Annotated in this window: 26 protein-coding genes, 1 tRNA gene and 1 pseudogene; 25 read left to right on the plus strand and 3 right to left on the minus strand. The window is 54.4% G+C overall.

The window, feature by feature from the left end; translation table 11 throughout:
• Positions 1-197 precede the first annotated feature (197 nt).
• The 15 genes from A7Q03_RS04885 to A7Q03_RS04955 all read left to right on the plus strand — a co-directional run bounded on the left by A7Q03_RS04885 (position 198) and on the right by A7Q03_RS04955 (position 13,071).
• Positions 198-2,399, plus strand: a complete 2,202-nt coding sequence (locus tag A7Q03_RS04885; protein WP_067447869.1) for a UvrD-helicase domain-containing protein — start codon at positions 198-200, stop codon at positions 2,397-2,399.
• A 107-nt stretch (positions 2,400-2,506) separates the two neighbouring features.
• A complete protein-coding gene (locus A7Q03_RS04890; protein ID WP_067448200.1) occupies positions 2,507-2,968 on the plus strand; it encodes an HIT family protein in 462 nt (153 codons plus the stop codon).
• 421 nt (positions 2,969-3,389) lie between these two features.
• Entirely contained in the window at positions 3,390-3,995 is a 606-nt protein-coding gene (locus tag A7Q03_RS04895) for a sigma-70 family RNA polymerase sigma factor (protein ID WP_067447871.1), read from the plus strand.
• Between the two features lie 11 nt (positions 3,996-4,006).
• Positions 4,007-4,198 carry a zf-HC2 domain-containing protein gene (locus A7Q03_RS04900; RefSeq protein WP_067447873.1) on the plus strand — a complete coding sequence of 64 codons (192 nt, stop codon included), beginning with the start codon at positions 4,007-4,009 and terminating at the stop codon, positions 4,196-4,198.
• A gap of 114 nt (positions 4,199-4,312) precedes the next feature.
• Positions 4,313-4,388 (plus strand) — tRNA-Phe (locus A7Q03_RS04905).
• Between the two features lie 199 nt (positions 4,389-4,587).
• Complete coding sequence (locus A7Q03_RS04910; protein WP_067447875.1) at positions 4,588-5,781, plus strand: integrase arm-type DNA-binding domain-containing protein; 1,194 nt, start codon at positions 4,588-4,590, stop codon at positions 5,779-5,781.
• A gap of 117 nt (positions 5,782-5,898) precedes the next feature.
• A complete protein-coding gene (locus tag A7Q03_RS04915) occupies positions 5,899-6,747 on the plus strand; it encodes a hypothetical protein (protein ID WP_156502934.1) in 849 nt (282 codons plus the stop codon).
• Between the two features lie 203 nt (positions 6,748-6,950).
• Complete coding sequence (locus A7Q03_RS04920; protein WP_167738627.1) at positions 6,951-7,220, plus strand: AlpA family transcriptional regulator; 270 nt, start codon at positions 6,951-6,953, stop codon at positions 7,218-7,220.
• Complete coding sequence (locus tag A7Q03_RS04925; protein WP_067447881.1) at positions 7,217-7,741, plus strand: hypothetical protein; 525 nt, start codon at positions 7,217-7,219, stop codon at positions 7,739-7,741. The genes A7Q03_RS04920 and A7Q03_RS04925 overlap by 4 nt, the downstream gene beginning before the upstream one ends.
• A gap of 325 nt (positions 7,742-8,066) precedes the next feature.
• Entirely contained in the window at positions 8,067-8,261 is a 195-nt protein-coding gene (locus A7Q03_RS04930; protein ID WP_067447883.1) for a hypothetical protein, read from the plus strand.
• The gene (locus A7Q03_RS04935) at positions 8,258-8,665 is read left to right on the plus strand and encodes a hypothetical protein (RefSeq protein ID WP_067447885.1); all 408 of its coding nucleotides are present in this window, start codon (positions 8,258-8,260) and stop codon (positions 8,663-8,665) included. Before A7Q03_RS04930 ends, A7Q03_RS04935 begins: the two co-directional genes overlap by 4 nt.
• A complete protein-coding gene (locus A7Q03_RS04940; RefSeq protein WP_067447887.1) occupies positions 8,662-9,057 on the plus strand; it encodes a hypothetical protein in 396 nt (131 codons plus the stop codon). The genes A7Q03_RS04935 and A7Q03_RS04940 overlap by 4 nt, the downstream gene beginning before the upstream one ends.
• Before the next feature lie 161 nt (positions 9,058-9,218).
• A complete protein-coding gene (locus tag A7Q03_RS04945; protein WP_067448202.1) occupies positions 9,219-10,292 on the plus strand; it encodes a toprim domain-containing protein in 1,074 nt (357 codons plus the stop codon).
• A gap of 13 nt (positions 10,293-10,305) precedes the next feature.
• Complete coding sequence (locus A7Q03_RS04950) at positions 10,306-12,270, plus strand: DUF927 domain-containing protein (RefSeq protein ID WP_067447889.1); 1,965 nt, start codon at positions 10,306-10,308, stop codon at positions 12,268-12,270.
• A gap of 492 nt (positions 12,271-12,762) precedes the next feature.
• Positions 12,763-13,071 carry a hypothetical protein gene (locus tag A7Q03_RS04955; RefSeq protein WP_153705571.1) on the plus strand — a complete coding sequence of 103 codons (309 nt, stop codon included), beginning with the start codon at positions 12,763-12,765 and terminating at the stop codon, positions 13,069-13,071.
• Between the two features lie 1,375 nt (positions 13,072-14,446).
• Here A7Q03_RS04955 and rpsI read toward each other — a convergent pair.
• The 3 genes and pseudogenes from rpsI to A7Q03_RS04970 all read right to left on the minus strand — a co-directional run bounded on the left by rpsI (position 14,447) and on the right by A7Q03_RS04970 (position 16,132).
• Positions 14,447-14,839, minus strand: a complete 393-nt coding sequence (gene rpsI, locus A7Q03_RS04960; RefSeq protein ID WP_003822527.1) for a 30S ribosomal protein S9 — start codon at positions 14,837-14,839, stop codon at positions 14,447-14,449.
• Between the two features lie 12 nt (positions 14,840-14,851).
• Entirely contained in the window at positions 14,852-15,280 is a 429-nt protein-coding gene (gene rplM / locus A7Q03_RS04965) for a 50S ribosomal protein L13 (protein WP_023887079.1), read from the minus strand.
• A 321-nt stretch (positions 15,281-15,601) separates the two neighbouring features.
• Positions 15,602-16,132, minus strand: a pseudogene (locus tag A7Q03_RS04970) (alpha/beta hydrolase).
• A 274-nt stretch (positions 16,133-16,406) separates the two neighbouring features.
• Between A7Q03_RS04970 and pseB the strand changes: the two are divergent.
• The 10 genes from pseB (at position 16,407) to pseG (ending at position 24,526) form a co-directional block, all read left to right on the plus strand.
• On the plus strand, positions 16,407-17,405 hold the full coding sequence (gene pseB / locus A7Q03_RS04975; RefSeq protein ID WP_067441155.1) for a UDP-N-acetylglucosamine 4,6-dehydratase (inverting): 999 nt from the start codon (positions 16,407-16,409) through the stop codon (positions 17,403-17,405).
• A gap of 30 nt (positions 17,406-17,435) precedes the next feature.
• Entirely contained in the window at positions 17,436-17,732 is a 297-nt protein-coding gene (locus tag A7Q03_RS04980; protein ID WP_067447893.1) for a hypothetical protein, read from the plus strand.
• Between the two features lie 38 nt (positions 17,733-17,770).
• Positions 17,771-18,073: a hypothetical protein gene (locus A7Q03_RS10120; RefSeq protein WP_153705570.1), complete on the plus strand. Its 303-nt coding sequence runs from the start codon at positions 17,771-17,773 to the stop codon at positions 18,071-18,073.
• A gap of 118 nt (positions 18,074-18,191) precedes the next feature.
• On the plus strand, positions 18,192-19,349 hold the full coding sequence (pseC, locus tag A7Q03_RS04985; RefSeq protein ID WP_067447895.1) for a UDP-4-amino-4,6-dideoxy-N-acetyl-beta-L-altrosamine transaminase: 1,158 nt from the start codon (positions 18,192-18,194) through the stop codon (positions 19,347-19,349).
• 95 nt (positions 19,350-19,444) lie between these two features.
• Positions 19,445-19,840 carry a hypothetical protein gene (locus A7Q03_RS04990; RefSeq protein ID WP_067447897.1) on the plus strand — a complete coding sequence of 132 codons (396 nt, stop codon included), beginning with the start codon at positions 19,445-19,447 and terminating at the stop codon, positions 19,838-19,840.
• A 165-nt stretch (positions 19,841-20,005) separates the two neighbouring features.
• Positions 20,006-20,488: a histidine phosphatase family protein gene (locus A7Q03_RS04995; protein ID WP_231863744.1), complete on the plus strand. Its 483-nt coding sequence runs from the start codon at positions 20,006-20,008 to the stop codon at positions 20,486-20,488.
• Positions 20,489-20,592: 104 nt separating this feature from the next.
• Positions 20,593-21,318 carry a nitroreductase family protein gene (locus A7Q03_RS05000; protein WP_067447899.1) on the plus strand — a complete coding sequence of 242 codons (726 nt, stop codon included), beginning with the start codon at positions 20,593-20,595 and terminating at the stop codon, positions 21,316-21,318.
• A gap of 234 nt (positions 21,319-21,552) precedes the next feature.
• A complete protein-coding gene (locus A7Q03_RS05005; RefSeq protein WP_067447902.1) occupies positions 21,553-22,320 on the plus strand; it encodes a pseudaminic acid cytidylyltransferase in 768 nt (255 codons plus the stop codon).
• Between the two features lie 57 nt (positions 22,321-22,377).
• Positions 22,378-22,884, plus strand: a complete 507-nt coding sequence (locus tag A7Q03_RS05010; RefSeq protein WP_067528676.1) for a hypothetical protein — start codon at positions 22,378-22,380, stop codon at positions 22,882-22,884.
• A gap of 31 nt (positions 22,885-22,915) precedes the next feature.
• Positions 22,916-24,526, plus strand: a complete 1,611-nt coding sequence (pseG, locus tag A7Q03_RS05015) for a UDP-2,4-diacetamido-2,4,6-trideoxy-beta-L-altropyranose hydrolase (RefSeq protein ID WP_067447906.1) — start codon at positions 22,916-22,918, stop codon at positions 24,524-24,526.
• The last annotated feature ends 14 nt before the right edge of the window (positions 24,527-24,540 follow it).

The raw sequence follows: 24,540 nt of genomic DNA on the forward strand, positions 1-24,540 counted from the left end.
AAACGAACCAGCGCCGATGATAGTGCGGATACCCGTGCGAAAGTAGGACACTGCCAAACACCTATTTACGACACCTGCCTGATGGCGGGTGTTGTGCTTTGTGGGAGTATGATGAAAGGAATGGAAAGAATACTCAGATTAATTAAGAATTTTAACTATATAATCCATCTTTTCTAGTTAGCCCAATACTCCATATCGTGTTCACGCCTATTCCGAAAAACTCCCTACTTTCCGGCTTAAACAATGAGCAACTTTCTGCGGTAACCTGGCCGGCGCAATCTGCTTTGGTGCTGGCTGGTGCCGGCAGTGGTAAAACGAAAGTGCTTACTACCCGCATCGCTTGGCTCTTGCATAGCGCCCAAGCTAGCCTACATTCGGTGATGGCGGTTACTTTCACTAATAAGGCTGCGAAAGAAATGCGTGCCCGGCTCGAAGCCATGTTGCCGCTTAATATTCGCGCTATGTGGCTGGGTACGTTCCATGGCCTGTGCCACCGATTTCTGCGTTTGCATCACAAAGAAGCTGGTTTGCCTGCTGCCTTCCAGATTTTAGATAGCAGTGACCAGCTCGCTCTAGTCAAACGCCTGCTCAAAGCTCTCAACATTTCCGAAGAAATCATCGCCCCGCGTGTCTTACAAGGCTTTATCAACGCGCAAAAAGAAGCAGGTTTGCGTGCTGCTGTGCTACATGCCAACAATCCGTTTGAGCAGCACCTGATTGAATGCTATGCCGAATACGATCGTCTGTGTCGGCAGGAAGGGGTAGCAGATTTTGCTGAACTCATGTTGCGTAGCTATGAAGTGTTGCAAAGTAACGAGATCCTACGTACTCACTACCAAAACCGCTTCAACCACATCTTGGTGGACGAATTCCAAGACACCAACAAACTGCAATACGATTGGCTCAAACTTCTGGCTGGGCAACATGCTGCTGTATTTGCTGTGGGTGACGACGATCAGAGCATCTACCGTTTCCGTGGCGCGCGCGTGGGCAATATGGCCGATTTCATGCGTGAATTTCAGGTAGCCTCTCCTATCAAGCTGGAGCAGAACTACCGTTCGGTGGGCAATATCCTTGCTGCGGCCAATGCCGTGATTGCCCATAACGACGGCCGCTTGGGCAAGAACCTGCGCACTGAAGCCGAGCATGGCGAAAAAATCCGCTTCCTTTCCGCCTTTACCGACGGTGAAGAAGCCGAGTTCGTGGTAGAAGAAATCAAAGCCCTGCACCGGGACGGCATGGATTTGGCACAAACTGCCGTGCTCTACCGCAGCAATGCCCAGTCGCGAATTCTCGAGCAAGCTCTGTTTCGTGCAGGACTGCCCTATAAAATCTACGGCGGCCTGCGCTTTTATGAGCGGCAGGAGATCAAACATGCACTTGCTTATTTGCGGCTGGCGGTTAATCCTGACGACGATAACGCTTTGTTGCGCGTCATCAACGTGCCCGCACGCGGCATTGGCAGCCGTACGGTGGAAAACATTCAAGCCGCTGCTGCGCAGGAAGGCATGCCGCTGTGGCAGGCAGCCTGCCGCGTGGCCGTGAAAAACGGCAAAGTGGCAGCCTTTGTGCGCCTGATTGAAAGCCTGCGTGGCTGCATTGGCCAAGTGGGGCTACCTGAGATTGTGGCCGAGGCCGTGCGCAGCAGCGGTCTGTATGAGTATTACCAAAACCAAAAAGCCGACTATCAAGACCGCTTAAACAACTTGGACGAACTCATTCGTGCGGCCGAAGAATTCCGCCCTGAAGACAGCACGTTTGAAACCTTGCTCGCCGATGCCGCAGAGAGCCCGGCATTCCCCGTGCTTGCCTTTTTGAGCAATGCTGCGCTTGAATCTGGTGAGAACCAGGCCGCCGCCGATGAATCTGCCGTACAGCTGATGACCGTGCACGCCGCCAAAGGGCTGGAATTCGACGCCGTATTCCTCACCGGCATGGAAGAAGGCCGTTTTCCCAGCGAATTAAGCCTGGCCGAACACGGCGGGCTGGAGGAAGAGCGGCGGCTGATGTATGTGGCCATCACCCGCGCCCGGCGGCGGCTCTACATCAGCATGGCGCAACAGCGGATGTTGCACGGCCAAACCCATTTCGGCACCGTATCACGCTTTGTGGAAGAAATTCCGCCCGATTTACTGCGTTTACTCACCCCCGTGCTGAAACCACGCTTCCCCGTGCCCGAAGGCCGGCCTCAACAGAGCAGGGCAGAATGGGCTGCGCCGGTGGCGAAGCAGGATTACGACGGCTTCAGCATCGGCCAAAATGTGCGGCACGCCAAATTCGGCACCGGCGTAATCATCGAAGGTGAGCACAAAGCAGGCAGCGCCCGCCTCACCGTAAACTTCGGCAAGCAGGGCATCAAAGTGCTGGACACCAAGTTTGCCAAACTGGAAGCCGTGTGAGTTTTCAGGTAGCCTTAGGGCTTGAAGCAATTTGCTTAGCAGGCTACCTGAAAAACATCAGCCGCAACGTAGCTGAAAAATTCTTATTGACTATCAAGGAGAACGCCATGTCCGCATACGACAGCAATAATATTTTCGCCAAAATCCTGCGCGGTGAAATTCCCAACCATACGGTGTACGAAGACGAAAAAGTCCTCGCCTTTCTCGACGTGATGCCACAGGCGCGTGGCCATGTGTTGATTGTGCCGAAAACACAGGCTGTGGAGCTGACCGACCTGCCGACGGAATACGCCCAAGCCGTGTTTGCTGCTGCCCAAAAAATCATTACTGCCCAGCGCAAAGTTCTGCAGCGGCACGGCATCGTGCAAATGCAGCTTAACGGCCAAGAAGCAGGCCAGAGCGTGTTCCACTACCATATGCACCTGATTCCCGGGCATTTGTACGAGCTGGCGCAACACGAAGATAAAATGGCCGATCATGCAGAACTGGCCGTGCTGGCCGCCCAACTGCGTGAGGCCGTGGCAAAGTTGTGCTCCTATTCGGCAGCATATCGAAGCGGCGGCAATTAAATCGACTACATGCACAGCAGCATTCACGGCAAACCTGAAAAGTTTCAGGTAACCTTTTGGAAGAATCCAATTGAGTTGCTGAAGTTAGCGGTATAAGACCTTTTAAGAGTTGCCGAATATGGGCGCAGTTCAAGGCGTTTCACCAAACACCTTCTTCTCCTCCCCTTACGGCGTTAGCTCACCTTGTTGTACTACTGTGCTTTCTGCAGCTCGCTGCTTTGCGGGGAGAAAGAATTTGTTTGGCTGTCGCAGCACAGGCATATCATTAGAGGTAGGTAAGCGATTGAGTAGCACATAATGCCCTAAGTGCCCGTGGGAGGTAGTTTTTCAAAGGTCTTAGCATGTCAGAATGGCAGTAGCTAAATCGTCTAATCACAAAGAATGGGCTACTTGAAAGTTTCAGGTAGCCTTCCAAAGCAAAATGAAACCTAACCAAGCAGACCCTAATCACCACCTGGAACAGGTTTGGCAGCAGGCCGATGTTGCCGAACTGCGGCGCAAACTTCTACGTTTTGCCACCCTGCAACTACACGATGCCCAATGGGCGGAAGACGTGGTGCAAGACACCCTGCTGAAAGCTTTTGCTCGCCGGCAGCAGTTTCAAGCTGCCGCACAATGGCAAACGTGGGTGTTTGCTATTTTGCGTAACACCTTATTAGACAGCCTGCGTAGCCGACAAAACCGACTGCAATGGCAAGTGAGCAGCGAAGACGAGCAGTTTCTCGATGCCGTCCGCCGGCAGCAGTTTGACGAGAGCGGCCATTGGATGGACAGCGCCAACCCACAAACATGGGCTTCTCCGGAAGACATCATCCGGCAGCAGGAATTTATGCATACTATGGAATACTGCCTCGAACAATTACCGGACAATACCGCGCGAGTATTTATGCTACGGGAGTTGATGGGGTTGGAAGTGGCTGAAATTTGTCAGCAAACCGGTATTAGCGCTGATAACTGCTACACCATTCTTTACCGCGCCCGTAATGGCCTACGTCGCTGTCTGCAAAGTAATTGGTTAAACGGATAAGGAGGATGCATATGCTGAAATGCCAACAAGCCGCAGAACTGATTTCGCTACAACACGACCGTCCGCTGAGCCTCCTGGAACACTGGCAACTGCGATTGCATCTCCTCGTTTGTTCACCTTGCAAACACTACCGTAAACAGCTGTACACTATTGAGTTGGCAATGGAACATTTGCGGCAGGATCAGGGTAGAGACAAGAGATGAAAGGTACCTGAAAAATATTTGAGAAAATAATATATTCGCTAATTAACAAAAATATTTTCCCGGAAAAGCTTGACTCAGATTGGAATAACTGGTGTAATAATAAGCTGCGAAAGCGGCCAGATAGCTCAGTTGGTAGAGCAACGGATTGAAAATCCGTGTGTCGGCAGTTCGATCCTGCCTCTGGCCACCACTAACCGCATTTTAGCGGTTATTTTTTTGTCTAACGCCTTCTATCTAAATCTACAAGACCCAAGCCCAGCAAGGTTTCTAGCTATGTTTAGGGCTTGTTTGGTATCTACCGCCGTCTATCCGAATTGCATTGAAGCAACAGAATTTTTACGGTATCTTTTACGGTATTTTGAAAATACCGCCGAAAAAATACCGTAAAAATGCCGCTAACCGACCGCCAAATAAAGAATGCCAAGCCTGCCGACAAAGCTTACAAGCTGACTGACGGTAGCGGGCTGTATCTGCAAGTTACCCCTGCGGGCGGCAAATTATGGCGGCTTGATTACGCGATAGCTAATAAGCGAAAAACACTATCAATCGGGAAATATCCCCTTATCTCCCTGCTCGAAGCGCGGGAAGCCGCCGAAAGCGCGCGCCGGCTGCTGGCTGCCGGGCAAGACCCGGGCGAAGCCAAGAAGCAGGCCAAACAAGAGCGCATTGCCGCCCTACAAAACACCTTCCGCAATTTGGCCGCCGAATGGTACGAACACCAGCGCGCCGGCTGGACGGCAGGCCATGCCGCTAAAGTGTGGCGCAGCTTCGAGGTGGATATTTTGCCTGCGCTTGGCAGCCTGCCGATAGCGGAAATCCGTATTAAAGACGTGAAGGCAACCGTTGATGCGGTGGCCGCACGTGGTGCATTGGATACGGCGGCCAGCATATTACAGCGCATCAAAGCCGTATTTAACTACGCTATCCGAACAGAGCGAGCCGAAAACAACCCCGCCGCCGTGCTAACCGGCACAATCAAACTGCCCAAACAAAAACACCAGCCCGCCTTGCCGCAAGCCGAGCTGGTGGAGTTTTACCGCCGTTTGCTGGCCGAAAAAATCCGGCAGCCAACCCGGATAGCCATGCTGCTGATTATGCTGCTGTTTGTGCGGGCAGGGGAATTGAGGCGGGCGGAATGGGAGGAAATCGACTTTGAGGCGGCAGAGTGGCGCATTCCCGCCGAGAAAATGAAGATGAAAGCCCCGCATATCGTGCCGCTGGCCAATTGGTCGCTGGAACTGCTGGCCGAACTGCGGGCGATAACCGGCTACAGCCGCTATTTATTTCCCTCCGTGAGCCATGCCGATAGGTGCATGAGCGAAAACACCCTGTCTTATCTGACAGGTAGGATGGGCTACAGCGGCATAGCCACACCGCACGGCTTCCGCAGCTTGGCTACCGATATTCTGAACGAAAACGGCTGGCCGCCGGACGTTATCGAGCGGCAGTTAGCCCATGTGGAGCAAAACAAAGTGCGCGCCGCTTACCACCGCACGGAATACCTGCCGCAGCGCAAGGAAATGATGCAATGGTATTCGGATTTTTTACGGGAGCGGTACGAGCAAGCCAAACAGGCTACCTGAAAAGTTTACGGCCATACCTAGCCCGCGATTAGCTACCAAGGGCGAAAAGCAGGATGCAGCCCCAAGCCTGCCGGTGTGGCCTCCCTATGCTGTGGGGCAGAAATATGGGGCGTTTTGATGAGCGATACGGTTTCAAATGAACACGGCAGCCAACACCCGCTATTACAGCGTGGCCGCGAGGTAGCATTGCATTTAAGCCCATGCCTGCTGCTGACTAAGCTGGAATGTAAAAGCTGGCTGGAAATGATGACAGTGGCAGAAATCGACAAGATATTAGCCGATATAGATAAAATCATTGCTGCTTTTGATGCAGAGATAGGGAAAGGACGATACAACAAAACGCGGGATGAATACACCGTCCCAGTTTTGCCGGCTGCCCTGTATGGCTGTTACAAAGACAAAAGCCAGCTCCCCAAGGCAGCGGATATTCCGCTGTCAGTCAAAATATGCGGTATGCAGCGCCGGATAATCGGATTAACCCGGCAACATTTGCTGGCTGCCGCCTATCGACGGATAGTGGATGACTACCATCAATGGGAAACGATTACAGATGTGCTGGAAACCGCTTATGAACAAGTGGACGAAAACGGCTACCATGTTTCTGTTTTCTATAATCCGGTAGCCGTATTTGAGCTGATGGCAGACGTATCCGCACTATTGGCCTTGGCTTCCCATGCGGATATAGCAGCAAATGGTGTGATTAATTTCGCTGAATTAGGTGCTAGGGCTTTGGCGAATAAAAGCCGTAAACAGGCGGCTAAGTCCGCTAAGGTGAGGGGAGCAAATAGACAGAAGTTTCAACAGGCTTTTGTGGAGGCTAAACAAGAAAAGCCCAAGTTGTCGGCAAGGCAGTTTGCTATGAGAAATTATGTTGCGTATGGGTATAAAACCCTTGAGGGGGCAATAAAAGCCATAACTGGACAGGAGTTTGAAAAATTCAAGGACAGTATAAATTTGACAAAGTAAGGAAGTAGAGTTAAGGAGTGCAGAAAAATATAGCCGATACCGTACAGGATATATCCTGAGCGGTATCGGCTATATCCTGTACGGTATCGGCTATTCCATAAAAACGGCTGTCTGATTACATTGCCGTGTATTCCATTGTTGCTATCCTAAATGACAATGAATACACGGTTTTTGTTGGAGTTTTTATTTATATGGAGGATTTTATGGCTGATAGTTCTATTTCCATCCGAATGTTGCGCCTGCCCGATGTGATGGCGATTACCGGCTTGAGCCGGGCGGCGATTTATGCCAAGTGCAACCCGAAAGACAAGACGCGGTACGACCCGGATTTCCCGCAGCGGGTGCAGCTGTCCGCCAATGCGGTAGCTTGGCCTTCCGACCGACTGCAAGCGTGGCTGGATAAGCGTATTGCGGCGAGCCATGCCACCCATAACACCAGCGCCGCCGATAAGGGTGGGAAGGGGGCGAGATGAGCAGCCAAGCCGTATTGTTGTGCGACCGGAGCAATCTGACTTTCGCCCTTACGGATAGGGCGGGGCTGCTGGCCGCGTTGGAAGCAGGGCAATGGCCGGCAGATGTGCAAATCCACAGTTACAGCCGCCGCAATGCGCTATATAGCTTGGGTTTGGAAACAGAGAAACGCGCGAAACAGGCGGGAGCGGTGTACCTTGTCCGCTATTTTGACGATGTACCGGCAATGGAAAGCCTGCAAGCAGCCTTGCTGGTGTATGACGTGATAAGCAGCGGGCAGATACCGCCGGATGATGAAATCAGGCGTATTCGAGAGCAATGCGAGCAAGGGCGTATTTTGCCGGTGTGGCTGGAAGGATTGCCGTTTGCAGCGGCCTATCAGGCGATTTCGCCATATACTAACCCGCCGCCGATGGTGGAGCAGGCCGAACGGGCGGCCTTGCGCGGCGAAGATGCCCGGCGCGGCAATCCGCCGCCGCTGTTCGCGGTGGTGCATCTGGGCGAAGCGGAAAAGGCTACCTGAAAACCCCACCGCCCCTTGACAGCACAATTCCACCGGGCAATAATGGCCGCGCCGTTTTCAATCAAACGGCCAGCCGTGAGAAGCTGATACAACCAGGCAAGCAGCCGCCCACCGCGCAAGGTGTTTCCGACACCAGCACGCCAAGCGGTATTTTCATGCTTGCATTCCCCTTGCTTTACCTTTCAGAGGCAGGCGGGGGCAAAGTAAGGCGTAAGCCTTGCCGATACTGGTTGTCGGTTTCTCACCCTTTGCCCTTTGCCCTGCCGCCCCACCGCGTGAGAACGGAAAGGCGGCGTAGAGCCTAACCAGAAAGAGGTAAGCAATCATGACCAAAATCCGACAGGGCTATTCACGCCCGCTTGTTTCTCATCCTATCCGCACGTTTCCCAGCCTGATACAAGCTGCTGCCTTTATCGACCGCCTGACGGCCGCGCGTGCCGACCATTACCGCTTCAATATCCAGCAATCCGCCGCCGACAAATGGACGGTGTGCCGTGTGGTATCGGGAGGTGTGGCATGAATACCGGCAAACTCGACACCAGCCGCATCAATATGGCGCTATATGGCGGCTTGGCCGGCTTGTTGGCCAACCGTGAGTATCTTGCAGCGGAGTATGTGGTTGATTTATCCGATACCGAGCTGGACAACCTGCTCGAGCTGTCGGAAGTGGCCTCCCGGCGCTTGGGCTTTATCTTGGAAACGGTAGGCCGACTGCTGGAACACCATGCCACCCTGCCGGCTTCCCAGCAAGAGCTTGGCGCGGCGGAAAGCGCCCGCCTGTCTAATGCGCTGATGGCGGAATTGGGCGCGGCTTTGCTCTATCTGCACGAGCTGTCCGGTGTGCTGACGGAGCAATACGGCTTCCGCCAAGGATTCCAACAAGCTTTGAACGGCACGCAAAAGCAGGAAGGGGGCAAACGATGAACCCTTTAGCCATTAAGCCGTTGTTTGCCTTTGCCAGCCTTGCCGAAACGGCGGAGGCGATAGCCGCATTGGGTGGCAACCGGCCGGAGGGTGCGCGTATTGGCGTGTTGCGGCAGGGTGAGCGCTGGTGTGTGTATCTGTGGGGCGTATCTGCCGGCACGGTGGCGCTGGACAGGTGCAATCCTGCGGCGCTGGCGGGGCTGCTGGAGTGCGGCAGCTTTACTGAAGCGGCGGAATATGCGGCGGCGCATGAGGCCGGCAATCCCATGATTTTGCAGCTGGCAGGCGGGGCTTGGCTGGTGTCGGGCAATCCGCTGGCCTACCGGCGCAGCCAAACGCCAGCCCGGCAGCCTGCCGCCGCAAGCAACCGGCATAAACACCGCAAGCGATAAATGCGCGGTAAACGGCTTAAATTTGCGTTTATAGCGCGTTTAGGCCGTGCGGCAGTATTGCCCTATCTTTCCATTCTATCCCCTTAATTTCGCAAATCAGGCCGCCTAGCGCACGTTTTGGCACTAGGCAGGGCGGTTTGCAGCCTGAAGAAAGCCAAATCATGAGTTATCCAGACGAAAAACGGCCGCGCTTTTCCCTAGCCGAAGTGAAGGCGGTGGCACGCGGGCGCTGGCCGGCCATCTTGGCGGCCTTGGGCGTGGATGCCCGCTATACCGATACGCGCAAACACCAGCCATGCCCTGCCTGCGGCGGCAAAGACCGCTACCGCTTTACCGACCATAAGCAGGGTGGCGGTTTTATCTGCAACCATTGTGCCCCGGATGGCGGTAGCGGCTTTGATTTGCTGATGCTGGTGTCGGGTTATGACTTCAAGGAAGCGGTGCGGGCGGTGGCCGGGGTGTTGGGCATGGGCGGCGGGCAGCCTGCGCCGGTGTTGGCCAAAGCCGCGCCGCCTGTGCAAGAAGCGGTAAGGGATGAGGCCAAGCGGCAGCGGCTGGCGGCTTTATGGGGCGAATGCGAGCCGTGGAACGGCAGCCGGCTGATTGCGGATTATCTGCATGGGCGCGGTATTCCCTACCCGGAACAGTTGCCGATAAGCGGCGATTTGCGCCTGCATCCGCGTTTGGCCTATTGGCACGTGGGGCGTGTTATCGGGCGTTTCCCCGCTATGGTGGCGGTTTACCGCGATACGGCGGGCAAGCCGTGCGGGTTGCATCAAACCTATCTCACGGTGGCCGCCGGCGGCGAAGTGGCCAAGGCGGCGCTATATGAGCCGCGCAGCCGGCAACGGCTGCCGGCCAAGAAAATGCAGGCGGTGGGCGCGGGCAGCCTGACCGGTGCGGCCATGCGCCTATTCCGCCCGCAAAACGGCCTATTGGGTGTGTGCGAGGGTATCGAGACGGCGATAGCGGCGCGGTATATATCGGGCGTGCCGATGTGGGCTTGCGGTTCGGCGCACGGGCTGAAATCGCTGGTGTTGCCCGATAGCGTGCGGGAGCTGGTCATTATTGCCGATAACGACCCGAATAAAACCGGCATTCAGGCCGCGCGGGCATTGCAGCGTCGATATAGCGGCAAATTGGACAGCATTAGGATTTGGCAGCCGGACGGTATCGGCACGGATGCGCTGGACGTGCTGGCGGCCAATACGGCTAAAGGCTACCTGAAACAATAGAGGCTACCTGAAAATGAGCGACAACAGAGACGACAGAAACGAAACAGGCGAAAACAACGCGGCAAACGGCCGCCAAGGCGCAGCCAAGGGCAATCAGGGCGGCGGCAAGGGTAACGGCCGCTTGAAGCTGGTTAAGGGCGAACGCAGCGATTTGGAGGCATTGGCCGCCATTCGGGACAGCGAGCCGCAGCCGATAGCGCCCTATTACGAAGTGATTTGGCACAATGCCACCTTGTCGGCGGGGGTGTGGTATCACGGCGTGAGTACGGATAAGGACGGCGTGGAACACTTCAAGAAACCGCAAAAGCTGGCAGACCCGTTCGAGATTGTCGGGCGCGGGCAGGATTTCGAGGGCAACGAATACAGAGTAATCGAGTTCAAACGCAACGGCCGTACGGAGCGGCGCGCGCTGCCTATGGATATAGTGGGGCGGCCGGACGGGTGGGGTTTCCTGCGCGGTTTGGGTATCGGCGTGAAGCAAGGCAGTATGTTGATGGGGCTGCTGGCCGACTATATCCAATGGGAAGGCAACGCCGAGGTGTGGCAGGTAGTGAGGCGCGGCGGCTGGTGTGATAAGCATTTCAGCGCCTATGTATTGCCCAGCGGCGAGGTGTTGGGCAGCCCGGAAGGCAAAGTTATCTATATCGGCGACACCAGCAAGCAGGAAGCGTTTCAGTCTGCCGGCAGCGTGGCGCAATGGCAGGCGGAAATCGGGCGTTATTTGGCCGGCAACAGCCGCCCATTGCTGGCTTTGGACATGGTTTTTGCCGCACCCCTGTTGCGGCTGGTTAAGCAGGAAAGCGGCGGTTTCCATTTTTTCGGTAGTTCGTCTATCGGCAAGAGCATATCGGGGCTGATTGCGGTGTCCGCACTTGGCGACCCTTCCCGCCTGAAAGTGCAATGGAAAGGCACTTCGCTAGGTTTTGACAATGAAGCCGCCTCCAATAATGACGGCCTGTTGTTTCTCGATGAAATCAGCGAGGCCGACCCGAAAACCGCCAAAGAGGTAGCTTATTCGGTATTCAATGGGCAATCCAAGCTGCAAGGGGCGGCCAAGGGCGGCAATAGAGGCCGCTTGAGTTGGACGGTGGCGGCCATTTCCACCGGCGAATACGATTTAGAAAATTATTTGCGCGCTGCCGGCTTCGAGCTGAACGCGGGGCAGGCAGTAAGGCTGCCGTCTATCCCGGCGGATGCGGGCAAGGGCTACGGCGCATTTGACGAATTGCACGGCTTCGCTGACGGCAAGAGCTTGGCGGTACATTTGGAGGAAGCGGCCAAAAGCCTGTATGGAACGGTATTTCGCGCTTATGTAGCGGAGCTGGTGCAACGGTTGCACACCGAACCGGAAGCGCTTAAGGGGCGGCTGAAAGCCTTGCAGGGCGAGTTTGAAGCGCAATTACCGCCGGATTTGGCCAGCCAGCCTGCCCGTGCTGCGCGGCGTTTCGTGTTGGCGGCGGCAGCCTTGGAATTGGCAACGGAGTGGGGCATAACCGGGCTTGAAAGGGGGGCGGGCTTTGCTGGTGTTTTATCCTGTTTCGGTGCTTGGTATGAGCGGGACGGCGGCGGCAACCGTGAAGACAGGATAATCCGCAAGAGCGCGCGCGATTTCCTACAGGCTTACGGGCAGAGCAGCAAGTATTTTGTCAATTTGGCGGATGTGGGTATTGGCGGCAATTACCAACCCGATTATGCGGAGTTTTGGGGCTTCGTTGTGCCGGCAAACTATGAAGACGGCAGTACGGGCAAACCGCGTTATTTCCTCACGGATAAGGTGTTTGAAGAATATATCTGCAAGGGCTTTGACCCGCGCAAGGTATGCCAAGTTTTAACGGCGGATGGCTGGATGCGCAAAGACGGCAAGCATAACCGTATCAAGCTGCCGCGTAAGGCGGTGGAACTAAACCTGCTTTGTGTGAAGCGGATGTATTGCTTTGTCGGGGACGTGCCGCCGGATGAGGCGGCAGAGCAAATTTGACGGTGCGCGTCGGGCGGATATGAGCTGGCGAGGCAAGCGTGGGGTGTGTGCATTTTTAACACCAGCTATCACACGCGCGAGAAGAATAAGTGGGGAAGGTGGGGACAGGTTTAATATATGTTAGTTAATCAACATATAAATCAATATGATATATTGAAATGTGCCGCTTAATAAAAAGTGGGGAAGGGGTGGGGACACGGTGGGGAAGGTGGGGAAGCGTTTCAGGTAGCCTGCCCTTTCTGCCGGCTGGTGTCCCCAGCCCCTTCCCCACGTCTGTCCCCACCCCTTCCCCACCCCTTCCCCACCTAAGCGCCTTTGTAATATATTGATTATGTTTGGTTTCCCCACTTTCCCCACTTTCCCCACTTTCCCCACTTTCCCCACCATGTTTTGTATATATAGAAAAAATAAAATCAGGGTGTGTTTTATAAATTCAGGAAAAACAATATGATAGACGGTATCGTTAGCGGTAGGCTGCAATTAAAGCCGAAAATGCTGAAAACCAAACGGGGAACGGACTACCTAATCGCGAAGCTGACGGTGTACGGCTACCGCAGCGGCAACCTGCCGGCTATCGAGCTGAACGCCGACCTAATCGCCTTCGATAGGCGGCTGTGTAGCAGACTGATGGAATGCAATGCCGGGCAGATAGTGAGCATAGCCGGCATTATCCGGCCGGCGGAGCAGGTAGAAATGGGCGGGCGGGAAATCGTGCTGAAGATTACGGCTAAGGCAATGGTGGACGGTTATTTGTATCGGCAGAGCCGGGGTAAGGGAAGGCTGTTTGATTTGATTGGTTGAAACGGTAAAAGGTACTCCGCCACCTGCCAAGAACGCGGGTAATACGGCGCGCAATTTTTGACAAGCGGGGCGGTGTGATGACTTCCTTCCTTGGTTTGGCCTGCAGATAGGCAGGGGGGCATGAAAAGTTTGGAGCGATGCACTTCCTAGACCGCCCGCATTCTCATTCATATTTTTTATCCTGTTTTCAGGCGGGTTTGTTAAAGGGTTTCCGTTAAAATACAGGGATAAATCATTGTTTATTGTTTTAAAAGGGGTTTATTCTGCATAAGCGCCGATTGGGAAATCAGCGTGAACATTGCGGGAAAAGGATTAACCCCTGCTGCCCATTCCTGCCGGCTACCGAACCAACAAAGCAGGCTACCTGCAAAAAATGCGACCCTTACCTGGAAGCGGCCGATGCGCCCGGGCTAACGGCGGCGGGGCTTGTCGGCTACCCCTTGCTACACCCTGCCATATCCCCTACATTAGATAACCACTAAAGCCGATAAAGGATAGCCGTAACCATACAGACCGCCCAACCTGATACCAGCGAATGCGGCCAAGCCATGCGCCTGCCGGCAGACTGGCAGGGTTTCAATGCTGCTGCCTGCGAATTGGTAGATGGGGCATAGAGCGCACCCAAGACAGCCAAGGGCACGATGTATTCGCCGATTGGCAGGAATAGCCGCTATGCGGCGCTGTGCAGCGGTTTGGCTAGAATGGGCGTTGGCTGATAGCCTTAATGTAGGCAGTTGTGTTGTGTTACTGGTTAGGCAGCGTATTTGGTAGAATGGGCAGGATAGCTGCTGAAAATCAAGCTACCTGAAAACCCATGTCTAAAAATGTCTAAAAGTCCAAAAAAAGCCTAGACATTGCAAATCTACGGTATTTTTTACGGTATTTTCGGATTTTTGAAAATTTGTGTCTTTATATTTCAATAAGTTATCTATCCATTTCGATAGAGCCTCTGGCATTTTAGCGGTTATTTTTTTGTCTAACGCCTTTACGGCAATCTCCCAAATCCAAGACCAGCAAGGCTTTCAGTCATGTTTGGAGTTTGTTCAGTATCTATCGCGGATTATCCGGGTGTCATTGAAACGACAGAATTTTTGGGGGTATATTTGGGATATTCTAGAAATACTTTCGAAAAATGCCCCTTATAATGAACCGACAACTAAGTTGATCGTACCAAGTTTAGTTATAACACGGTGGTGAGTATAGGCATACAAATAGGTAAGCGATAAGTGAGCCGGCAGCAAACAAAGAAAGTAGGCATGTGTCACAAACAACGTTTTTCAAGTATCTAAGGCTACCGAGAATTTTCAGGTAGCATTAGATACTTGCATATAAATAAAGAGCCGGGGAAACCGGCTCTTCTGCAATATAAAACGAATTAACGTTTGGAGAACTGTTTGGCGCGCCGTGCTTTGCGCAGACCGAATTTTTTACGCTCCACTTCACGGGCATCGCGAGTAACGAAGCCAGCTTGAGACAGAGCAGATTTCAAACCTGCATCATAGTCGATCAGAGCACGGGTGATGCCGTGACGGATAGCGCCGGATTGGCCGGTTTCACCGCCACCACACACGTTTACCATAATATCGAATGCTTCAGCATTTTCGGTCAGAACCAAAGGCTGGCGCACCACCATGCGGCTGGTTTCACGGGCGAAAAATTCGTCAACGGGGCGACCGTTTACCACAATCTGACCAGAACCTTTTTGCAGGAACACACGGGCTACAGAACTTTTGCGACGGCCAGTGCCGTAGTAGTATTTACCGTTCATAAAATGGTGTCCTTAAATTTCCAATACTTTGGGTTGTTGGGCGGCATGCTGATGTTCGCTGCCAGCGTACACTTTCAGCTTGCGGATCATGGCGTAGCCCAAGGGGCCTTTAGGCAACATGCCTTTAACAGCTTGTTCTAGAGCGCGGCCGGGGAATTTGTCTTGCATTTCCCGGAAAGTGCGCTGGTAGATACCGCCAGGGAAGCCAGAGTGGCGGTAGTAGATTTTGCCTTCATTTTTATCACCGGTAACACGCAGCTTGTCGGCATTAACTACAATGATGTAGTCGCCAGTATCTACGTGCGGGGTGTATTCGGGCTTGTGTTTGCCACGCAAGCGACGGGCGACTTCGGTAGCCACACGACCCAGAACTTTATCTTGGGCATCAATGACATACCATTCGCGCTTCACCTCGTGCGGTTTGGCTGAGAAGGTTTTCATAGCAGAAAAATCCAAATTAATATAAGAAAATCTTAATTTTAAAGATTAAGCGGTTTACTGTCAATGTTTATCCTGAGCGGAAACGGAATTTATGGCGTAATCCCTATACATTGTTGCAGTAAGGCAAGCTAGGGAGGAAGGTTGTATATATGGATTTGGCCGCTGCTGCTTGGCATTGTTTTGCTGGGTGTGAGTTCGGGTAAAGTCAATTTATCTCAATGGATTAGATTTACCCTGTGTTGATCTGATTTGGCGCATGGAAAACGTGACAAGGAGTGTAGAGGCTACCTGAAAACCGTATTGCCCGTAGCGCCAAGGATATTAGTCATCCCACAACATTTCCTGCATCAGCCGCATGCCCCATTGCCAGCCGCCCAAGCGGCGGTTGAGGTGGCCAGGTTGCGGTGCGCGTAACAGCCTGGCTTGCCAGATGGTGGCAGTATCGCTTGCCCAGTTGGTTGGGCACAGCGGATTTTCATCTTGCCCGATTACTAAAGCGGCTTTGCAGTTGGTACGGGTACGTTGTAGGGTATGCCATTCATCATCCATGCAGGCAGATTGCAGGGGAGAAACCAAGATCATACCACGGATGCGTTGCTGGCCGCGCATGCTGTTCTGAAACTACCAAGCCATCACGGCCGGTACGCCTGCGCCATGTGCCACAATCATGGCTTGGCCGGGAATAAGCCGCCATGCTGTGTTGATTTTACTTTGCCATTGGGCAATGCCTTCATCGGCAGCGCAAGATACTTGTTGCACCAGCGGATAACTGCGTGCCCAAATGTCTATCCACATTTCCGGCTCGGCGGCGTCACGCACGAGGAGCAGGGTAAGATCTTGAGCGGCAGACATAGGCGGTAGGGTGGAGTAGGGGAAAGGCATTATTGTAATGTATGGCTATTCCAAAGAGGAGTGAGGAGAGATAAATCCATGCTGTTATTTCTCTTTGGCACAGATGTGAGTTGAGCTTGGCGAGGCTGTGCTGCCACTTTTCAGGTAGCCTGCGGCACGATAGAAGCCACCGAATGCCGGTGCTATAATTTGCCACTTCATATTACGCTGTTTCCATTAAGATGATTTTGCGGTGGAATCAGCTATCCTATTAAGCTAAAACAACAGGTTATCCATGCTTTCTAATTCCACCATCCTCGTCACCGGCGGTACCGGCTCGTTCGGCAACACCTTCGTGCCCATGACCCTGGCCAAATACAATCCCAAAAAAATCATCATATTCTCCCGCGACGAAATGAAGCAGTGGGAAATGGCGAAAAAATTTCAGGGCGACAAACGCGTGCGCTTCTTCATCGGCGACGTGCGCGACAAAGACCGCCTGTACCGCGCGCTCGACGGCGTGGATTACGTCGTCCATGCCGCCGCCACCAAAATCGTCCCCACCGCCGAATACAACCCGTTTGAGTGCGTGAAAACCAACATCAACGGCGCAATGAACCTGATTGACGCCTGCATCGACAAAGGCGTGAAGCGCGTCGTCGCCCTGTCCACCGACAAAGCCAGCAGCCCCGTCAATTTATACGGCGCGACCAAGCTCGCCAGCGACAAACTCTTCGTGGCCGGCAACGCCTATTCCGGCGAACACGGCTGCCGCTTCGCCGTGGTGCGCTACGGCAACGTGATGGGCTCGCGCGGCTCGGTGATACCGTTTTTCCTCACCCAACGCGCACGCGGCACGCTGCCGATTACCGACCCGCGCATGACCCGATTTATGATTTCGCTGGAACAGGGTGTGGAGCTGGTGTGGCACGCGTTTGACGACATGGTGGGCGGCGAAATTTATGTGAAAAAAATCCCGTCCATGAACATTTGCGACTTGGCTGCCGCCGTTGCACCCGAATGCGCGCAGGAAACCGTCGGCATCCGCCCCGGCGAAAAACTGCACGAGCAGATGATTGGCGCGGAAGACTCGTTCCACACTTACGAATATCCCGAACACTTCAAAATCCTGCCCGCTATCAACGGCTGGGATGAAACGCCCGAGCGCATCAAAAACGGCGTGAAAGTGCCCGAAGGCTTCGTGTATGCCAGCAACAACAACACGGAATGGATGACGCGCGAGGAATTGCAGGCGTGGATTGAGGCTAACAAAGAGAAAATCGGCGCGATTTGATAGAGAAGGCTACCTGAAAGGGAAGCTTCAATGAAGTTAAAACTAGTTGAACAATTTTCAGGTAGCCTGAATTTTATGATGGAGACATTAAAGGAGAAAATTATGTATTCAAATCAAAAGAGACTTTTGGCAGCATTGCTAGGAGTAACCGTCCTTTTTGCATGTACATCAATTACGGTTCAACCTGTTAGTGCGGCTGAGGATATTAGGGAAATCTGTATTGAGAATAACCCGCGTGTGCAGGTTAGAGATTTTGTTAGCGTACTGCAAAATCGGTTGGCATATCATAATATTCAGTCGCAAGTTGTAGAAGATAAATCAGCATAAGGTTGTGTTTATTCTATGACTTATACTGCTTTGCGTTCTTGGGACGTAACTACTTACCTATCTCATCTCATGCCGAATTATATCTTTGGAAAGAAGGAAGACAAATTGCGCAAGCAGAATATCATTTGCGTGGCGGTGGCGGTCTGGCATTGACAAAATTTGCTTCTACACAAACCAAAATGGAACCTGTCATTGATCAATTGTTAGGACGAAGTGGTGTAAAACAAGGTGCTCCTACAACAGTTACTCAGCCACGAGTTTCCCCTGTTCCTATGCAGCAGCAACCTCAGCAAATAGAGCAGGAGCAGCCGATGATAAACGAGAATATGGGCAGTAATTAAAACCTAATTTCAGGTAGCCTGCATCTGTAAAGGCTACCTGAAAATAAAATCCCAGCAGCTACGCATCAGAAAAGCCATTTCCACAACAAATCCATCTATCCAACTAAAGGACCCCCTCATGATCCCCTATGGCCGCCAAACCATCTCTGAAGCCGACATAGCCACCGTCGTGCGTGTGCTCCAATCCGACTTTCTCACCCAAGGCCCGCAAGTGCCTGCCTTTGAAGACAGCCTGAAGAATTACTGCGGTGCGCAGCACGCCGTTGCTGTAAACAGCGCCACCTCCGCCCTGCACCTCGCCTGCCTCGCCCTTGGCCTGGGCAAAGGCGACAGCCTGTGGACATCTCCCATCACCTTCACCGCCTCTGCTAACTGCGCCCGCTATTGCGGTGCTGATGTGGATTTTGTAGATATTGATCCGCACACGCTGAATATGCCCCCCGCTGCGCTGGAAGCCAAGCTGAAAGCGGCCAAAGTTTCAGGTAGCCTGCCCAAAATCGTTGTGCCGGTTCACTTTTCGGGTGAACCCTGTGATATGCGGAAAATCCACGCATTATCCAAAGAATACGGCTTCAAAATCATCGAAGATGCCTCCCATGCCGTTGGTGGCAGTTATCAGGGCGGCAAAGTTGGCAACTGCCAATATAGCGACGTCACCGTATTCAGTTTTCACCCCGTCAAAATCATCACCACCGCCGAAGGCGGCGCAGCCCTCACCAACAGCCCAGAGCTTGCCGCTAAACTCGCCCTGCTGCGCAGCCACGGCATCACCCGCAATCCTGAAGAAATGACCCAAGAGCCGGATGGCGCTTGGTATTACCAGCAAATCGACCTCGGCTACAACTACCGCATGACCGAGCTGCAAGCCGCCCTCGGCGTGAGCCAGATGACCCGCATCGACGAATTTGTCGCCCGCCGCCACGAGCTCGCCGCGCGATACGACCGCCTGCTTGCCCATCTGCCGCTCGTCTTGCCGTACCGACATCCAGAAAGCCGCTCCGCCTTGCATCTCTACCCCGTACAAGTCCGCGCCGACAGCGGCAAAACCCGCCGCCAAGTGTTCGACTTTCTGCGGCAAAATGGCATCGGCGCCAACGTGCACTATATTCCCGTCCACACCCAGCCCTACTACCGCCAATACTTCGGCTTCAAACCGGGCGACTTCCCTGCTGCCGAAGCCTACTACGCCGGCACAATCAGCATTCCGCTGTATTTTGATCTGACTGAAGCCGAACAGGATAAAGTGGCAGAAGTGTTGGAACGGGCTTTCAGGTAGCCTTTGGCAGCGAGGGGAGGCAGCCTGAAAACGAGGTTTCCGCAGGAAGATGAGTTTCTGCAAAGCTAAAATTTCTGCTGCCTGAGAGAACAATCATGACAAATAAAGCATTATGGATATTACTGGCCTGCACGGTATTTGCTGCCCGGGCCGAGCCTCTGTCGCCTGAGCAAGAACGTGGTTATGCGCTTATGGTTGCAGCCATGCTCGGGCAGGCACATCAGGCATTGGTGCTGTGCGGCCTGTCGCAGGGAAACGACCCATTTTTTGCCGAGGGCAACCCCATTCAGCAAAACATGGTGATTCATATGAATCGCGTAGCGCCTGACGACAAAGCTTTTCCACAAATGTTTTACCAGACGTATCAAGATGCATTCCGCCGGTCCAATCCCGATTTTTCGCCTGAAAAATGTGGTCATTTGGATGAGGAAGCCGTGAATCGGGAAAAGCAGCGTTTGCTGGATCGGTTTGCTGCACCGTTTGGCAGATAGCAACAGCCGTAAGATATGTGTGTGAGCAAGCTTCCCTCTGCTTGCTGATGAAGAGGTCTTGACGCAGACAAGACTGTTCATGTTCAGGTAGCCTTTATTAAAGTATAAAGGCTACCTGAAAACGAACGTAGTGCACTTCTACACAGCATAACTTCAAGCCGCCCGGTGTTCGTATCCCAAATGTGCCGCACCCGCGAAACCGCCGCGCCCTATTGCCGGCACTACGGCATCGAGCCCGCTGAGTTGCCCTGTTTAAACGAATTTTCCTATCTGCCATTCGATTTGATCGCCAAGCTCAGCCCTAGCGAGCGCCGGCCTATTGCCCAAGCCTATTGGCAGCGCGGCGATGTGAACGAGCGAGTGGGGCAGGGCGCAGACAGCTTTGCCGATTTCGATACACGGCTGGAAGCGTTTTTGCAGCAATGGCACCAGTTGCCCGATGGCAGCTTATTGTTCGGCCACGGGATTTGGATTGCCTTATTGGCCTGGAAACTTTTAGGCTTTCAGGTAGCCTCTCCTGCCGACATGGCTGCCTTCCGTGCTTTTCAAACCGCTCTGCCTATGCCGAATACCGCCGTGTGGACGCTCTCCGGCAGCTGCCGAGAAGATTTGCGGCTGGTGTTTCAAAGCGGCCCGGCGGCAGAGTAAGGCGCCGAATGGTGCAAGGCCACCGCCTGCGCTTGCCAAGGATTAATGCAATCATTTTAGGCATTGTTTAAAATAATGTTTTCAGGCTACCTGAAGGAGTAATCATGACCCTGCAACAAGCCCTCGAACGCCGCCGCTCCGTGCGTCACTACGGCGACGCCCCTATTGATGCCGACACCGTGCGCCAATGCCTGCGCCTTGCCCAGCTGGCCCCCAGTAGCTCCAATATGCAGCTTTACGAGTTCTACCACATCACCGATGCCGCCGTGCTGAAGCAGCTCGCTGCAGCCTGCCTCGGCCAAAAAGCCGCCGCCACCGCGCCGCAGATGGTGGTGTTCGTTACCCGCCAAGACCTGCACCGTAGCCGCGCCCAAGCCGTGCTCGATTTTGAGCGCAGCAACATCCAACGCAACAGCCCGCCGGAAAAACAGGCCAAACGCATTCAGGCGGAAGAAGGCTACCGCAATAAGCTCATGCCCTTTGTTTATGCCTGCTGCTTCGGCCTGCTCGGCGCGTTCCGCAAAATGCTGGCCTGGGGCATCGGCCTGTTCCGCCCGATGATGCGCGATGTGTCTGAGGCCGATATGCGTATCGTGGTGCACAAAAGCTGCGGCTTGGCGGCGCAAACTTTCATGCTTGCCATGGCCGAAGCGGGCTACGACACCTGCCCGATGGAAGGGCTGGACAGCCGCCGCGTGAAACGCATTCTGAACCTGCCGCGCGGCGCGGAAATCAACATGGTTGTTTCCTGCGGTATCCGCAAGGAAGGCCACGGCATTTGGGGCGAACGCTACCGCCTGCCGTTTGACGAGGTGTATCGGCATATTTGAAGCGCTGCACACAAATTTGAGGCTACCTGAAAAGTTTCAGGTAGCCTTTTTGATAAACTGGCGGATTTTATATTTGCCATGCCAAGCCCCGCCCAAACCCTTGTTGTGCCCACCGCAATCCCTGCCTGCGCACATTGAAACCGCTGCGGCCGACTGCCCAAATCAGCTATAATCCCCGCCTTAATAAACCGTATTCGCCACGCCTTCCCAAAGGCTGGCAGAAACCGCTACTCCATGACCCTTTGCATCATTCCAGCCCGCGGCGGCAGCAAACGCATTCCGCGCAAAAACATCAAGCCATTCAACGGCAAGCCGATGATTGCCTATTCCGTCGAAGCGGCGCTGGAGAGCGGCTGCTTTGCGCGTGTGGCGGTGTCGACCGATGATGAAGAAATCGCCGCCGTGGCGCGGCAATACGGCGCGGAAACCCCGTTTGTGCGCCCGCCCGAGCTGGCGGATGATTTCGCCACCACCGGCGCCGTGATGCGTCATGCCGTTGCCACGCTGCTGGCGGAGAGGCTACCTGAAAGTGAGCGCAGCGGGTTGCTGCATGGCAAAAGCGGGCAGCCGGATTGTTCAGCTAGCCTCAAGCCGGCCTTGCCCGAAGTTTGCTGCCTGTATGCCACCGCCCCTTTCGTGCGCCCTGCCGACCTGCAACGCGGGCTGGATACGCTGCGCCGAAGCGGCGGCGATTATGCTTTTTCGGTAACCGATTTCCCCTTTCCTATCCAGCGTGCCCTGCGGCTGGACGGGCAGGGCGGCGTGTCGATGTTTCAGCCGGAAAATTTTGCCGTGCGCTCGCAGGATTTGGAGCACGCTTGGCACGACGCGGGGCAGTTTTATTGGGGCAGCGCCGAAGCCTGGCTGGCGGAAAAGCCGATTTTCAACAGCCGCGCCGCCGCCGTGAAGTTGCCGCGCTACCGCGTGCAGGATATCGATACGCCCGAAGATTGGGCGCGGGCGGAAGTGATGTGGCGCGTGTTGCGGGAGCGGGGGGAGTGATGTTGCCGCATAGCAGTTTGCTGTACTAGTTTTCAGGTAGCCTGAATTAAAGAGACGATGATGTTTAGTAGAGAAAAACGGGTGGTGCAATATACGTTTGGCAGAAATCAGATTTGGATTTATCTGCTTGCTTATGCATGGATTATCGTGATGTGGACCACCTTGCTGCGTTGGCTGAGTGATGGCGAGGCGGAGGGCGTTCGCGCTTGGTTGTATCTAATTGTAGCCAGCGGTTTGCTGCTTGGTTTCCCAATTTTTGTTTGGAGGCGCATCAAAAGCGCTTATAAAATTTGTGCACTGCTTGATAGTAAGCAGCTGGTGTTGAATGTTTTTGTATGGCGCAAACTGTCGTGGCGGACGCAGTATGAGTTTGCTTATAGTGAAATTCAAAACATTTGTTTTTCTGGAGGATTTTCTGGAGAAGGGAAAGTGTGGCTGTTGTTGCGAAACGGTGGGAAAATCTTGCTCAAAAGTAGCCACGATCAGAGTCGTGCCAAAATCTTCGCGCGGCAGCTAGCGGAAAGGTCGGGCTTGCCGTTTGAATTGATAAAAGAAAACGGCTAGATATTTTCAGGTAGCCTGAAAGTTGTAGAACATGAAATTCCTCATCCGCGCAGACGCCTCCCTGCAAATCGGCAGCGGCCACATCATGCGCTGCCTCACGCTGGCGCACGAGCTCTCGCGGCGCGGTCACGAAGTGCGCTTTATCTGCTGCGCGCTGCCCGGCCATTTGGGCGAAACGATTGAGCGCGCGGGCTTCGGCCTGATTTTGCTGCCCGTGCCGCCGCTGGCCGGAAGGCTACCTGAAAATCGTGATGCGCCCGAACAGAACGCAGCAACGCACTCCCAGCCCGCCCACGCGCATTGGCTGCCCGTATCGCAGGCGCAGGATGCCGCCGATTGCGTGCCGCCTATCCGCGCTTTTGCGCCGGATTGGATTATCTGCGACCACTACGCTTTATCCGCCGAGTGGGAGCTGGCCGCCAAGGCTGCTGCAGGCAGCCGCCTGATGGCGATCGACGACTTGGCCGACCGCCCCCACGCCGCCGATTTGCTGCTGGATCAAAACCTCGGCCACACCCCGGCCGATTACGCCGGCTTAGTGCCGCCCGCCTGCCGCCTGCTTACCGGCACGCGCTACGCCCTGCTGCGCGAAGAATTTGCAGCCTGGCGCGAGGCAAGTTTGCAACGCCGCACTGCCCAAGCTGAAACAGGCTACCTGAAGCATATTTTGGTGAATTTGGGCGGCGTGGATAAGGACAACCATACGTTGGCGGTGCTGCAGGCGCTTTCAGGTAGCCTGCCTGCCGCCTGCCGCGTCACCGTGGTGATGGGCAAAACCGCGCCGCACACCGCTGCCGTGCAGGTTTTTGCCGATAGCGCGCCGTATCCTTGCCGCGTGCTGGTGGGTGCCAACAATATGGCCGAGCTGATGGCCGAAGCCGATTTGGCCATCGGTGCGGCGGGCAGCACTTCGTGGGAACGCTGCTGCCTGGGATTGCCCACCATGATGCTGGTGTTGGCAGAAAACCAACGCGGCATCGCAGAAACCTTGCAGCAGGCCGGAGTGGCGAGTGTGGCCAATATGGCAGATTTGCCTGCCAGCTTGGCCCGCCTACTGGCCGAAACGCCTGCCCTGCGGGCAGAGCAAAGCCGCCGTGCCGCCGCGCTGTGCGATGGGCGCGGCGTGCTGCGGGCCGCCAATAATTTGGCCGATTTCGCGCCTGCCGTGCTGCGTCCTGCCGCGCCTGCCGACTGCCGCCGCCTGTTTGAGTGGCGCAATCATCCCGAGGTTCGCCGCTTTATGTTAGATAGCGGAGAAATCGCTTGGGATGGGCATCAGGCATGGTTTGCCCGCCAGCTGGCCAATCCTGAGTTCACCATACTGTTGTATGAAACCGGCGGTACGGCGCAGGGCTATGCCAGCTTCAAACACCTGGGCGGCGGCCGCTGCGAATGGGGCTTCTACCTCGCCCCCGATTGCCCGCGCGGCCAAGGCCATGGCGGCACATTGGGGCAGCTGGCGTTACAATACGCTTTCTACCGCCTGAATATGCGCGAGGTACACGGCCAAGTGTTGCCGCACAATGCCGCCAGCCTGGCTCTGCACCGCCGGCTCGGTTTCCGCCCGGCAGATAAGGCAGCCGGGCAGGAGGCGCAGCAGGCCTTATCATTTGTGCTTCGTGCCGAAGATTTTTTGTATTAAACGCTAAAACGGCA

The organism is Eikenella sp. NML99-0057 (assembly GCF_001648535.1).
In the GTDB taxonomy this organism is placed as follows: Bacteria; Pseudomonadota; Gammaproteobacteria; order Burkholderiales; family Neisseriaceae; genus Eikenella; species Eikenella exigua.